General features: G+C 40.1%; 9 protein-coding genes and 1 pseudogene. All 10 read right to left on the reverse strand.

Features of this window, described 5'->3' with window-relative positions:
• Window positions 1-2: 2 nt before the first annotated feature.
• Entirely contained in the window at window positions 3-227 is a 225-nt protein-coding gene (locus tag PAV_RS23020; protein ID WP_005550230.1) for a hypothetical protein, read from the reverse strand.
• A gap of 61 nt (window positions 228-288) precedes the next feature.
• Window positions 289-1,070, reverse strand: a pseudogene (locus PAV_RS37745) (thioesterase II family protein).
• Window positions 1,071-1,271: 201 nt separating this feature from the next.
• Window positions 1,272-6,167, reverse strand: coding sequence for an SDR family NAD(P)-dependent oxidoreductase (locus PAV_RS23030; RefSeq protein ID WP_005550233.1), 4,896 nt, complete (start codon window positions 6,165-6,167; stop codon window positions 1,272-1,274).
• A 17-nt stretch (window positions 6,168-6,184) separates the two neighbouring features.
• Entirely contained in the window at window positions 6,185-8,083 is a 1,899-nt protein-coding gene (locus PAV_RS36455; RefSeq protein ID WP_005550234.1) for an SDR family NAD(P)-dependent oxidoreductase, read from the reverse strand.
• Window positions 8,080-8,775 carry a polyketide synthase dehydratase domain-containing protein gene (locus tag PAV_RS36460; RefSeq protein ID WP_005550235.1) on the reverse strand — a complete coding sequence of 232 codons (696 nt, stop codon included), beginning with the start codon at window positions 8,773-8,775 and terminating at the stop codon, window positions 8,080-8,082. Before PAV_RS36460 ends, PAV_RS36455 begins: the two co-directional genes overlap by 4 nt.
• Window positions 8,760-10,853: a type I polyketide synthase gene (locus PAV_RS36465; protein ID WP_005550236.1), complete on the reverse strand. Its 2,094-nt coding sequence runs from the start codon at window positions 10,851-10,853 to the stop codon at window positions 8,760-8,762. Before PAV_RS36465 ends, PAV_RS36460 begins: the two co-directional genes overlap by 16 nt.
• Window positions 10,854-10,867: 14 nt before the next feature.
• A complete protein-coding gene (locus PAV_RS32670; protein WP_005550238.1) occupies window positions 10,868-11,434 on the reverse strand; it encodes an ACP S-malonyltransferase in 567 nt (188 codons plus the stop codon).
• Window positions 11,419-12,117, reverse strand: coding sequence for an ACP S-malonyltransferase (locus PAV_RS32675; protein WP_005550240.1), 699 nt, complete (start codon window positions 12,115-12,117; stop codon window positions 11,419-11,421). The genes PAV_RS32670 and PAV_RS32675 overlap by 16 nt, the downstream gene beginning before the upstream one ends.
• A 31-nt stretch (window positions 12,118-12,148) precedes the next feature.
• Window positions 12,149-14,041 carry a beta-ketoacyl [acyl carrier protein] synthase domain-containing protein gene (locus tag PAV_RS23045; RefSeq protein WP_005550242.1) on the reverse strand — a complete coding sequence of 631 codons (1,893 nt, stop codon included), beginning with the start codon at window positions 14,039-14,041 and terminating at the stop codon, window positions 12,149-12,151.
• A gap of 16 nt (window positions 14,042-14,057) precedes the next feature.
• Window positions 14,058-15,125 (reverse strand): ACP S-malonyltransferase, encoded by a 1,068-nt coding sequence (locus tag PAV_RS23050; protein ID WP_005550243.1) that lies wholly within the window; start codon window positions 15,123-15,125, stop codon window positions 14,058-14,060.
• Window positions 15,126-15,197: the final 72 nt, after the last annotated feature.

Genomic DNA, 15,197 nt, shown 5'->3' on the forward strand with positions numbered 1-15,197 from the left:
AACTATTTATTCTTCTGCTTTGCAGCTTGCATACCGCCGATGATCAGCATAATAATCCCAATGATTGCCAAAATAATCCGAACTACTAATGGACTCAATGAAAACAAAGTTTCACCTTGCAAGTGCAATCCGAACAACCTTTCATTCAGCCCCGCAATCGCCATTAATGGCTTAAGAAACACACTCAGCACTAATAATCCTATACCCCAAATAATATTACTGTTCATTGATTCAAACCCTCTTTTCCAATTAAGGTAAATAAAGATTAGTTCACAATAAAACGATCTATCATTGCCTTTCTAGAATTTCATCCGATATTGTCAATGTTTGCTTGATAATATCTACAACAGGTTCATAATTCTCTGTAATAAAAAAGTGTCCACCATCTACCGTATGAAAAGTCGCTGCCCCACCTGCATAATAGCTCCACTCGGACATGTCATACCTGCTAGCACTGTGGTCATTGCGGCCATTAATGATTGTAATATCACAAGCGATCTTATCTGTTTTCTCTTGGTGACAATATGTTTCTGATATCTTAAAATCAGCGCGCAATATCGGTAAGAATAAATCAAGCAACTCTTGATTTTCAATTATTTCATGCGTATTGCCCCCATAATTCATAACCGCATGCAAAAATTGCTCGTCTGGCAATCGATGAATTGAAGTTCGGCTATGCTTATTTTGCGGTGCATTACGTCCGCTAAAAAAATATGCTGCGGCTTATGAACACCGTTCTCGATTAATTTGTAATACGTTTCAAACGCAAGTAGTGAACCTAAACTATGTCCATATATCGCATAATCATCGTTCGAAGCAACATTGCTTGCTATCGTAGCAGTGATATCTTTAACAATGGTATCTATGTCGTCCAGAAGTGGCTCAAAGATTCTCTTGCCGCGACCCGGCAATTCCACAGGGAATAATTGTATATCACTAGGTAACGATTTGCTCCATTTGCGATATACTTCGGCGGATCCCCCTGAGAAAGGAATGCAAAATAGTTTAATCCCATTGCCCATATCAATAACCCCTTCCTTTAATTCGACAACCTGAAATGATACAATCATGTATCATTTCAGGCTGTCGAAAAACCCCCTGTTTTTCTGAAACACCGAAAACAGAGCCAAATGCAGTCCAATAACTTGGCTCTTAGAGCCGTTTAAATCGATTTTTTCTAAAAAAGATGAGACCCACCATATAAAAATAAACCTGTCGAGAAAGTCCATCGGACTTTCTCGACAGGTTGTAATGATACAATCATGTATCATTTATTTGTCACTTTTAATTACTTTTATCGCTTCATCGAAAGAGGATACATTGCCTTGTTCCACATTGTCTAACATTGACATAATATCGTCATCTGACAATTCATAATTCGGTACAATAAACGCCTTGTCATCGGATTGATCTTTGCCGATACCGCGCTTCTTATCAATGAGCCCCGCTAATTCTTCTACGGAAGAGTGCGTAAAGATATCCGTAATATCAATCGTTCTAGGATATACCGCATTTATTTCCTTTAAAAGCTCCATCGCATGAATGGAATCCCCTCCGAGAGAATTAAAACTCTCATAGATATCAATCTCCCTTAGATCTAACACGATAGCATAGCGGAACGCCACTTCATTCTCTGTAGTCGTATAATTATCATTTTTACCAATAATGTGTACATCCTCTGGTGTAATCGTCTGTTTTGCTACTTGTTTTTTCTTTGTATTGTGACGACTGATATGACGATCAAAGTTTTTCTTCAACCATGCCGACAGTTTAAATGGAAGATTATTCTCCCCTATTTGTTGCAGAACATCATAATTGATTTGCCCTGGTATAACATTACTCAAATCGTACTTTATGATCTCATTTAACGCCTGAATAGCTGCTTCTGTCTCCAGTGAACGGAATAAGGTAACGGCATCTGCAACCTGATAATCGACTGCCATACCCACTTCACTCCATCCTGGCCAATTCACAGTTAGCGCAGGTATACCTTTTTTCCGAAGGTACGTCGCATATGCATCAAGGAATGCGTTCGCTGCGGTATAATCACTTTGCCCCGGTCCTCCTAATAAAGACGTCATCGAAGAAAACAGGATAAAGAAATCAAGCGTCTCTCCTTTCGTCAGAGCGTCCAATACTACCGTACCATCAATTTTTGGTCTTATGACATCACGAAATGTATTCATATTTTTGTTAAACAGGAATCCATCTCCTGCCATACCAGCGCAGTGGATAATGCCATTAATAGGGCCATATGCGGCTTTTAGCTCTGATAGAATGCTTTCCATTCGGACCATATCACTAACGTCCGCATAGCGAAGCAAAATGGTACATCCTAGGTTTTCAAGATATAAGATCGATTCAATAAGGGTTTTAAGTTTACGATCCCCATCCGACAGTAAGGTTTGCCACGTTGACCGATCAGGCAATGCTTTACGAGCTAGAAGGCAGATTGTTTGTGCTCCCTTATTCCCTAAATCTATTGCCATTTGCAACCCTAATCCACCGGTACCTCCTGTAATGAAATAGAAGCCTGTCTGCTTAATCTCCAACCTCTTTATCGATTCTTGTTTCTGTTCGATCACAGTAAGTGCCTCCGTGAATCGTTGATTGTTTCGATATGCGACGCGGAAGGTTGGATTGTCCGTCATCACCTCATCTAGTACAGTCTCCATATCTGTTGCCTCATCTATGTCGATACAACGATAGCGAAGATTAGGATATTCTGCCGCAGTCGACTTGGTTACTGCCAGAAAGGCTGCGTGTGCAGGCTTGACACAAGCTTCTTCTCCTGTTACTTCATGTGCATAGTCAGTCAACAACACAAAGTCAACAGAATCACGGATCGTTCTAAGTAACGCTCTGGTCAAATAAACCACACTATAGAGACCTTGATGTAATTCTTCTCCATATCGCTCCGCCGAAACATCCGTTCGTGTAAAGTCAACGGTACTAAAGTGATATACGGAACAAAGATTCACACTAATCGCAGCAAGTAGTTTGTCATAATCTTCCTCATCTTCACCAACAGTAAAATGGGTTTCATCAATTTGGCTAAATTCTTTGCCAATTGAGACAAAAAACAACCGACTATCTTGAGGCTGGGGCTGGATTCGTTCTGCAAGTGCACGAGCATAATATTCACCATGGTCACAAAAAACTAATATACTACCTTGCACATTTTGAGTTTTTTGTATCGTTGCCGACTGCAGCATCCAGTTCATACCATAAAAGACATCCCTATTAAACTCATTCATTTTGCTAATTTGCCTCAGCGTGACTTCTTCCGCCTCTGCGATTAGATTTCCAGACATATCCACGAGTGAAGCGCGGAACGTAAACACTTCCGTGTTAGTATCCTTCGTCAAAGCAATCTTACTGTAAAAATGATTCGGAACCCGGCGATAAAATTTTAAGTTTTTATACGATAAAGGCAATAATTTAAGCCCACCCGAATAAATTCGGATAACAGGTACATTAATTGCATCGTCAACTAATGCCGGATGGAAAGAAAAATGGTCTAAATCAGACAAATACTTGTCTGAAATTTGTAACTCGGTTATAACTTCATCCCGATCACCATTTGCTTTAGTGAAGAAGTTTAATATGGAATTCCAACGCTCACCAAAATAATTATCACTACCCCAATTACTGTAAAATACTTCTTTTTCTTCCGACGTTTGTTTAACATTAAGCTTTGTAAAAGCGGGATCTGATTCTATTTCTGAAAATGATAACTGTTTAGGCGGCGTATCATCATGCATACAAACCGTTCCTTTGCAATGTTCTATCCACACGTCCCCAGTCGATTCCTCTTGCCTAGATACAAACGAAAATTCTGCATTAACGTCATTGTGAGTAATAACAATATGGATATCCCTATCCCCTTCATAAGCTAGCAACGGGGCCATAAAAACGAGATCCTGAATCACAATATTTGCATTGTTAAAACAATGCTGGCATGCTTCTTTAATCATTTCAAGAAATGCCGTTCCGACCAGCAGACCGGTGCCCATAAGCTTATGGTCGGTAATAACCCATTCTTTTGCTAGTTCGGGATTAATGAGATACACACTTTGCTTCATTGAATCAACAATACAATGATGAACAAGCGGATGTAATATCTTAGTATCCGGTTTCCTACGGATTGATTGCATCACTGTAGCCGGTTCAGCCCAATAATGCGTTCTATCAAATGGATATGTTGGTAAAGAAACGCGCTTATATGCGCCATCTTGATACAAATGCTTCCAATCAACTGTGGCTCCTTTTACATAAAGTTCACAAAGCTTGGAGAGTTGTGATACATTTTCACACACATCTCCCCCTGTTAAAACAAGGTTTTGCGCTTCTTGTGTGATGCGATTTAGCTCGCTAATTAAAATTTCGCCTTCATTTATACTTTGACGCTTATCCGATACAACCTGATTTTTTCCATAGTAAATGCCATGATTAACCATATTTTTTAAATCATTTTTGTTTAGAATAGCAAGCTTTTCTCTTAAGTCTTTGAGGGTATTGAATACAATAGCGATTCGATACGTATAATGCCCGCGGCCCGTGTTCGCCGTATAGCATAGGTTACCGATCGGTATATTTTGTTCATTCTCAAGAAATTGTTCATAGTTATGAATTAAGCTTTTTAAAGCGGTTTCCGTTTTTGCCGATAGAGAAAGTACATTATTCGAAGTCGGAGCTGGTAACAAATCCGGCTCCTTATATTCTTCTACGATAAGGTGGCAATTGGTTCCACTAAAACCAAATGCACTTATTCCTGCTCGTAGCGGCATTTCCCCGCTATCCCAATTCATGCATTTGTCGACTACATATAAAGGTGAATTAATAAAATTAATGTATGGATTCGTCTCCTCAAAATGAAGACTCGGTGGTAACATCCGATGTTTCATAGATAAAAGAACTTTTAATAGATTTGCTGGGCCGGCAGCACCGACCGAATGCCCAATGTTTGTTTTCACAGAACCAATTCCACAAAATTGCTTTTTATCCGTAAATCTTGAAAAAGCATTAGATAAGCCAGTAACTTCAATCGGGTCACCGAGCAACGTTCCAGTACCATGTGTCTCGACGTAACTGATAGATTCAGGTGAAACGTTAGCTCTTTTCCACGCATCAATGATGACTTCTTCCTGAGCAAGTGGATTCGGAGCAGTGATACCGTTTGAAGCCCCATCATTGTTTACTGAGCTCCCCTTTATCACACCGTAAATGTGATCGCCATCTTTTATCGCATTCTTTAGTGGCTTCAATAAAAATACAACTACACCTTCAGAAAACACCGTACCACTACACTTCTTATCAAAGGTGCGGACGCGATAATCCGTGGATTGGACGGAGTCCATAATATTCATATCCTCATCCGATGTTTGCTTGTTATCAATATCTTGCATATTTTGACCAGCGATGCCGAGGTTAATCCCACCCGCGAGTGCCATATCACACTCCTGATTGCGAAGCGCACTACACGCTTCATGTATCGCAACAAGCCCTGAAGAGCAGGCAGTATCAAGGACGAAGGCTGGCCCTTTTAAGTTAAACGTATAGCTAATACGGCTTGCTAAAATACCACTCCAAAATCCACTTAGTTTCATCTGATCATCTTCGGTCAGGTATTTATAGTGGATAGAGTTTGTTTGATCTTTTCCGACAAATACACCCATTTTCGAATTAGTTATCGCCGGAATGCTATAACCGGCATCTTCGATTGCTGTCACTGCAGCTTCCATGAATACCCTTTGCTCAGGTTCGATATAGCGCGCTTCCCGTGGAGGAATCCCGAAAAAGGCGGCATCAAATTTATCCCAATCCGTAATATAACCACCTTGAAACTGTTCAAGCTTGTCATAATTTTCTGGCGAAGGTGTATAGCCGATATACTCGCTAAAATCAATATTCTTTAAGATCATCTCGTCATAAACAAGTTTATCTTCAGGTTTCGGTACAAAGCACAACCTACCATTCACTAAATTATCCCAGTACTCCCCTGAATTTTTTGACATAGGCAACCTATTTGCAACACCAATCACCGCTATTTCATTTAATTCGTCTTTTTCATTTTGTTGAAGCTCCGCTAACAAATTTACTGCTTCTGTTTGGGAAATATGCTTCATGCTGAGTTGTTCTAAAATAAATTTCTTTACAGTGTTCATACCTAAATCCCTCCTTATTAATTGCGCTTATCCAGCAACGCTAGTACCTGCTCCATATTCATATCACCTGCAACAAATTGGTCTAACATATCCTCTATGTTATTACCACTTTCTTCCTTAATCGTTATCTTGTCGCTCTTCATTGTCTTTTTCTCTATATATTGCGCGATTTCTACTACTGTCGAATACACAAACATATCCGTAATCACGATGATACCGGGGTAGAACTTATCCAGTTCTTTTTGGAGATATGCAGCAAGCAATGAATTGCCACCCGATTCAAAAAATTTAGCATGGATATCTACTTGATCTGTACCGAGAGTTTGCGACCAAGCGTAGATTACATTTCTTTCAATGTCAGTAATATCGCTCATACTCTTCCCAATCACAACAATCTCTTTATCCTCGGGGGTAGTTCCCTTACTCCGATGACTCTGATCGTTACCTTTATAATTACTACTATTCGCAAACACACTGATGATGGGTTTGTCGTGTTCCATTTGTAATGCTTTAGAATCAATATCTCCGATCAGCACCTGAGGCAGCTTTGTTTTTAGAGCATGCCAGAACGCGGTGGCTCCTTCTTCATCATTAAGGAATCGCACATACACCCCTTCTTCGCGTATACCACTCGTTACCGCCATCCCTGATTCACGCCACCCTGTCCAGTTAATGGTCAAACTAGGCAACCCTAATGCACGGCGGTAATATGAAAAACTATCCAGAAACGCATTCGCAGCGACATAATCGCTTTGTCCTGCTGCACCAAATATGGAGGCATAAGAAGAACACATCACAAAAAAGCTTAACGGATCCTCGCGGGTCAGTTCATGCAATATCCAGGTTCCGGCAATTTTCGGTCTTAAGACTGATTCATACGTTTGCCATGTCTTATTCATAATGAACCCATCTCCAGCAATACCCGCAGCATGTATCACCCCGCAGATCGCTCCATGTGTATCTCGTAATTGCTGTAAGGTATCATCCATTTGTACATAGTTAGCAATATCGACCTGCATAATATCCAATGAATACCCTTGAGCCCAAAGGCTTTGCACCTGCTCCAGTTTCTTGCGCAGAATTGGATCAGTAGTATCCGATAGATGCGAAAACGTATCTCTTGAATAAGTTCTGTTAAGTAATACGACATGAATAGTAGGGTTAAGGCTGAATAAGTGCTGGGCAATGGCTAACCCCATGCCACCTAACCCACCTGTGATGATATAAACCCCGTTATCGATTAACGTCATTTGTTCATCATCAAGGGTTGTTCCTTGTGTGACATTGTGAAGTTGTTGCATATATTTAATATTTCTTCGATAGGACACAGCATGCAACGATTCATTGCTGAGCATGTCTTCGATCAGAACGTCTGCTGACGTATCGTTATCAATATCTATTACGCGTGTCTTAATGTTCGCATACTCTCTGCCAATCGAATTGACCATACCACTCAATCCGTAGCTCAACGGTTGAATCCATTCTTCCTCACCGGTTACTTTCGTTGCATTTGAGGTGAATATAACCAAGTTTATTGAATGACGAACATCTTGGTTAAGTAATTCCTTTACCAAATTAAATGTGCTTTTGAAGAGCAATTCCATCTCTGTTATAAGCTGTGAGACTGTTTGTATCTCTTCATGCATAAGCGAAGCAATATGAACAATATACTTAATCTTCTCCTTCGCCAATGAAGATAGAATGGTATCAAAATCACATGCCTCTCCTAACTCTACTGCTATCATCCGCTCTCCAAAGTACTGTCGCATCTGCAACATCAAAAACGAATTGAGTTGCTCACGACGATACATGATGAGAATGCAATCGTCTTCCTTCACAACACTCACCGCTTTATCAAAGGGGTCAGGACAAGCAATCCAGTGTGTCGTTCTATACTGATGTTGGGATGACTTCATAAAGTTCTCCTCATCATGGATTTTTTAATAACATAATTGTTCAGTTCCCCAATGATACGACCATCCTCGTCCAGTAGCGTGACGTCAAAAGCCGCAAACTCCTCCGTTACACGATCTTGCTCTTTTAGCTTAATATAGCTATACATTCTAGGCGGAAGAGGTTGATAGAAGCGCGCTTGTTCACAGGAGAACGGCAAAAAGACATCGTTAATAATCAAATTGCCAGAATTAATCGCCGGATCAAGTAAAGACGGAAACAGTATATATTGATCCAATTCTGTTAGTAAGGCTTTATCAACTGAGAAATAAAGTAAAAGTTCTGTATCATTTTTATAAAGTGCCGCTAAATTGTTCCACTTATTCCCCTTAATTTCTACAATTGTTTTAGGTACCAATGATGTATGCTTATCCAGTACCTCACAACGAGCCATAATCGAAGGGATATCGATTGACATATTTTTAGGGGCTGCATGTTTTCTTGCGCGCGCAGACACTTCTAAATGATGGATCCATTCACTTTCCTGATCGTTTTTACTAAAGCAATTCACCGTAATGACATCACGATCCTCCCTTATGACGGTATGAATCGTACGAGTTTCATGCCTGCCACAAGCAAATGGAACACAATATAATAGATTCTCAATATCAAATTGAGCATGTTTTAAATACCGAGTACTTACGAATACGGCCATTTCAAAAAAACAGTGCCTGGTAAAACATGAACACCATTTATCATATGACATTTTAATTCCCAACATTGTTCAACATTCATCTTTGTCATATATACTTGCATACGATGGGTATCTAACACACATGTATGAACTAATGGATGAAGATTCTCTTTGCGAGATTCAAATAATTGTTTTTCTTGTCTAGACGGTAACGAAACCCAATATCTTTTGTGATCGAACGGATAAGTAGGGATGCTCAACTTACGTCGTTCTTCTCTGCCATATAATTGTTTCCAGTCAATAGTCGCGCCTTGGACATATAGTGCAATTAATGCATTTAATAAGTCCTTATATTGCCCTTCGTCCGACTCATGGATAATTTGTTGCGTAATTTCAGCAGCTTTTTGCGAAAGTAATTGCACCGTATTACGGTGAATATATCCATCCGTAACATTGGAATCCGTTATTTTATGTTCGCCATAGACATAACTGTTATCGCTAAGATTTTGTGTAAAATTAATCGCTAAAAGATCATCCGGAGAATGAAGAATCATCGCAAAACGACATTCAAAATGAACTCTGCCGACATTGGCGGTATAGCATAAATCATCAAGATTGCAGTTTGGCATTTGCGTTACATATTGCTTATACAGCTCAATGTAACGGCGAACGGTCTGTTCATCTTTGGCTGAAATCGTAATTATCCGAGATTGTTTTGGACTATGTACTGCACTGTCTACTTGGGGGGCTTCTTCTAAGATGAGATGGCAGTTTGTTCCGCTCATGCCGAAGGAACTAACACCACATCGTCTCGGATAATGCGTCGGCTCCCAATTACATAACTTATCATTCACATAAACAGGTGATGATGAAAAATTAATCTTTTGGTTAGGTGCTGTGAAGTGAAGCGTTGGAGGTAATTGCTTATGCTTCAGCATTAAAACTGCTTTAAGTAGCCCTACCGCTCCTGCTGCACTATCAAGGTGACCCACGTTACTTTTTACAGATCCGATTGCACAAAATTGTTTCTTGTCCGTCACTCGGCTGAACGCACGTTCTATACCGTTAATTTCCACAGGGTCGCCAAGTTTTGTTGCTGTACCATGCGCTTCAATATAAGATATCGTCTCAGGGTTGATTCGAGCGTCTTTCCATGCCCCTCTTATGACAGATTCTTGAGCCTCAGCATTTGGTGCAGTAATGCCAACCGAAGCTCCATCCTGGTTGACACTTCCCCCTTTAATAACCGCATAAATATTATCGCGGTCGCGGACTGCATCGCGTAACGACTTCAGGATAAAACATATAACACCTTCTCCTGTGCCTGTACCGTCTGCATCATAGTTAAACGTCTTCGTTCTCGAAGAAGAAGACTCAATTCCCATCTTGTTCTCAATCACTTGTGGTGCGGGTGCTATTCTGAAGCGAACAGAACCCGCAATCGCCATTGTAATGCTACCATTTTTAATGTGCTCACAAGCCGTATGCACAGCTACCAAAGAGGATGAGCAAGTCGTATCAATATTAATTGCCGGTCCTTTTAGATTTAATATGTAGCTAATTCTACTTGCGATAATGGCATCCACATTTCCAGAAACTGAAATCCCGTACGTATGCGCATCACTCTCTTTCAGCAATGAACGGTAGGAATCAGGCGGACTTGTATAGCCTACAAACACACCTGTCGGACTTCCTTTTAAACAACCGCCACCATAGCCGGCATCCTCAAGCGCTGTCCAAGCCGACTCCAAAAACATACGTTGCGCTGGATCCATGAATTCAGCTTCCCGAGGTGAGATATTAAATACACTTGGATCGAATAAATCGATTCGATCCATATAAGCAGATTGTCCTAAATCTTCAGGTATTTCCTTCTGGTGCATGTACTGATATGATCGAACCGCATCCTCATACCGTTGTTGCGGAAAATCAGTAATCAAATCCATTCCATTACGGATATAATCCCAAAACTCTTTAACATTGTTGGCTTTTCCAACCTGTGCATGTAAACCAATGATCGCTATATCCTGGACAGAAGGTTCATGACAATCGGAATCGGATGGCGAATACGGTATTTGCTTAATCATATTCAAATCCACTGGATAGCCCCCTTCTATGTAATTGCATTGTAATCAAAATGCTCGAACAAGGATTCTGTATTGGAATCTCTGAATAACTCTTTTAATCTGGCGATCTGTTCTTCCCGGCTTGTTTGTTTCGTTTTGAACATCATTAGCAGCATCGTAATAGCTTGTTGCATCTCCTCTTCAGTAGCAGCTCTTCCTTCCTTCTCAATCTCGCTCTGAAGTGCACTTAACTTGTTATAAGGTTCAATAACTCCTCGTTGGTATTGTTCACTATCCCAATTGTTATTACGGGTAGCCGCAAAAATACCTAAACTTCTGGACAAAAACGGAATAGCACTATCCTGAATGTGTTTTTCAAGTTTTTCGATATCCTCAATATGGTCATAGGCAAATACAGGCGTGTCACCGAAAATGTTATTCATCAATTTTTTAAGTACATGTCCCGGCCCTACTTCCACGCCATACTTGATCAAATATTTTTTCGCATAGAGCATGCAGTCTACCCAGCGAACAGGTGTGTAAATTTGCGCTGTAAGATTAGGAATAATATCCTCACTGCCAAGGTAAGGCTTAGCTGTTACGTTAGAAAGCACAGGTATCGTAAAATCATTAAACCGGTATTTTTAAGTTCTTCTTCAAAGAGCGTGGCGACAGGTTGCATAATACTACAATGAAATGGAGCGCTTACATTAAGATAAACAGATTTTATCCCCTCTTCATTCAGTACATTTACAACCTGATCAACAGATGTACGATGTCCAGAAATAACGGTTTGCGTGCGTGAATTATAATTTGAGATACTTACCACTTCGTTTGATTGAGTAACCGAATGACAAATATGCTCAAGTTTCTCCACATCACGCATCAACACAGACACCATGCAACCTGCTTCCGGTGCAATCGCTTCTTGCATCAGCTCTCCCCGTTTACGCACAATTTTGACAGCATCAGCAAAATCAATGGCACCTGCGCAAGTGAGTGCAGTAATCTCACCTAAACTATGTCCAGCCATTAAGTCGGGTTTAATCATGTGCCTATCCATCAGTACACGAAACATGGCTACACTTGTTGTTAAAATCGCAGGCTGGGCATTATGTGTTAATGTTAAATTCGCTTGATCACCTTCAAAACACAACTTCTTTAGATCAAGTGACAATGCATCACTTGCTTCCGCAAATACATCTGAAGCGATTTTAGAATTCTCACATAGTGTTTTCCCCATCCCAACATACTGTGAACCTTGTCCTGGAAAATAGAATGCTTTTCTCATCATCATAATTGATTAGACCGTTCATGAACGCCCTAATCTACCCTCCTATCCAACATTTAGATTGTGTAAAACAGTAACCTGGAACATCAATCAATCTGGGTTGTTCGTCATGAAACAACCTATTAAAATCAATGGTATAACCGTTCACATAGTACTCAGCTATTTCACGCATATCATACCTAGCAAGAGAAGATAGCATGCCTTGCTCTACATCACGATTTTCTGCAACGCTCTTTCTGCTTTTCTTTTCATAGTAAATATCACGGCTTGATCTGTTATCGACGATCCATTGACTTAACGTATCATAGAGGTCATCAAATGTACGGTAAACAACCGCTAGGCGATACGGACTATAATGCTGGCGACGTGCTAGAATCGTATAGGAAAAATTAAGCACGTTAGCCGACTCCATATCCCTATATTGCTTTACAAATTCCGTAAATTTGCTGATTGTCTGTTGCAGAGAAACAAGCGTGTGCCCCGAAATGCAAAATAAATAGTGGTCTTTAATCCATGGCTGGAAATTCTGTTCATCAGGAATATACTCTTCAAATAGGGTAAGTGCATTCCCCCCGCCATATCCACAAGAAAACGATGCAGCGATACGTTTTTTTCCTTCCTCAACTTCCCAGTCTTTTAATTTGTCGTTTATATAAAATGGCGAATTAATAAGATCCAAATAGGAGGAAGGAGTATCAAATTTATAGATAGGCGGTATCTGCTTATTCTTTAAGGCAAGCAAGCAACACACAGCATTACTCAAGCCTAGCATTGCTTCCGAATAGCCTAAATTCACACTCGATAGGCCAAGTGCACAATATTGTTTTTTCTGTGTTTGAAAGCCATTAACCAATCCTTTAACTTCTATCGCTTGTTCAATTCTTTCACAATACCCTTCACCGTCAACATACGTAATATCTTCCGGTCGTAGATTCGCATCGATAAGCGCTCCCTGTACGACTTGGGTGATCATTTCCGAACTTGTTTGCAGAAAGTCAACGGTCGCCCCACCACTGTTATTTGTATGTATCCCCCGGATAATCCCATGTATCCGGTCTTGATCCGCCACAGCCTTATCAAGCGGCTTTAAAAACAAGGCGATTGCTCCTTCTCCTACATAGTTACCTCCAGGCTCATCATCATAGCCTTTACTCGCAATATCTGGCGCATGATGAAAAACTTCATTCAATACTGTTCTTTTATCAAGCAAATGCGAAATATTGATTCCCCCGACAAGTGCTGACGTAATTTTACCCGTTTCAAGCAAATTACAAGCCTCATAAAGCGCTATTGCACCACTAACACAGCTATTCTCAATCACCGTTGAAGGCCCTCGTAAATCAAATTGATTTGAAAGGCGTGTTGCAAGAAAGCTTGTCCAATTCAACATATACGATTTCATGTTAATATTATCGATATACTTAAGATAATTAGTTATTTGGTTAGCAGTAAAATTAGCGGCGATATACACACCTGTAATCTCATTTCTGCGGTCTGTGCTAAGATACCCCGCATCTTCAAGTGCCCGGTAAGCAGCTTGAAGCATGATTCTATGGCTAGGTTCCATTAATGATGCATCTTCATGCGACATTCCAAATAATTCATAATCAAACTGATCGATATCTGATAAGATGGCGCCATAATGATAATTACGCTCATCTGCATCTAATCCACCCAATAATTGCGAGGCACGTGTTATTCTATCCTTTGGACAAGCCTGTATTAACGTGCGCTTGTTCGATATTACATCCCATATGTCATTATAATTATCCGACAAAGGAGATTTCCAACTCATCCCAACTATAGCAACCGGTGTCTTTTGCGAATTCAGTCCCTTTAATAATTGACCCGCTTCTGCTTTATCTATTCTTCCGTCTTTGAACATGGAGATAACGAGATCCATTGCAATCGTCTTTTTAGTTGTTATCATATTGTTCGCTCCTTCCTTAAGACATACCACTAACCGATATGCCCTTTGTTACTAACATGGTCTTATTCAAATCAATGAACATATCAACATCTTCAATGAGAGTTTCTTCCTGAAGATCGGATAGTCTTAGGTTTATCTCATTTGCATCAGTCTTTTTACCATGCATAATTTGCATAAAATAGCGGCTTGCATCTGCCATATCTGAGTCGGAAGGTTGTTCATTGGAAGACGAGTACTTATCATAGATGTCTTTCAACTGATTGAATGGCGTAACGACATTTTGAAGATAATCCATATCGTCAAAATTATGGTTTGGTACACTAACTGCAACTCCTAACATCCTTGACAACAAATACGTCCTATTAAATAACTTTCTTTTCTTAAACAGTTCTGTCGAATAATAAGGGTCGCCTTCATAATCCATGGTAAGAACACGTGCTGCAGGCTCAACATCTAATACCTGAGGACGTAACATGTTGGAAGGACCTATTTCAATGTAACGATAGATACCTTGGTCCGTCATATATCGAATCGTATCTTTCCATCGGGTCTGGGTATAAGGTTGCAACATTAACCTTACAACATCTTCACTGTCTGTATATACTTTTCCATCCACAGCGGTGACAACGTTTTCAACATGCCTTTTTAATGGAAGTTTTGCAATAAGTTCCTGTAACCGAAACGATAGTTCTTCCTTATTTGATGCATCGTTTTGGGACAGCGTAATTTGACTATGTTCTACAATAAAATGAAGTGCATCTGAAAAATCAACTGCCCCTGAACAAACTAATGCCGACAGTTCTCCTATATTGTGACCTGCATAATACTTCGCCTTACTATTAAATACGTCTTGAAATACAGTAAAAAACGCAATGCTCGTTGTCAAAATAGCTGCCGGTACAAATGTTTTATCATTGAATTCCTTACTATCACCGTACATAATTCGTTCCCGCAGATGATAACCTAGACACTCGTCAGCAATATCATAAACCCTTTTTGCTGATGCATAGCTGTCATACATGGATTTTCCCATTTTTAAATATTGTGATCCTATGCCTGGCAGTAAGATTGCTATGTTGTGCATAAACGCTCCCTCCTTGGATGCAAAGACAGGTCGCAATTCAATGGATTACGACCTGTTTTGCATACCATTTCC

It is taken from the genome of Paenibacillus alvei DSM 29, from assembly GCF_000293805.1.
GTDB lineage: Bacteria > Bacillota > Bacilli > Paenibacillales > Paenibacillaceae > Paenibacillus_B > Paenibacillus_B alvei.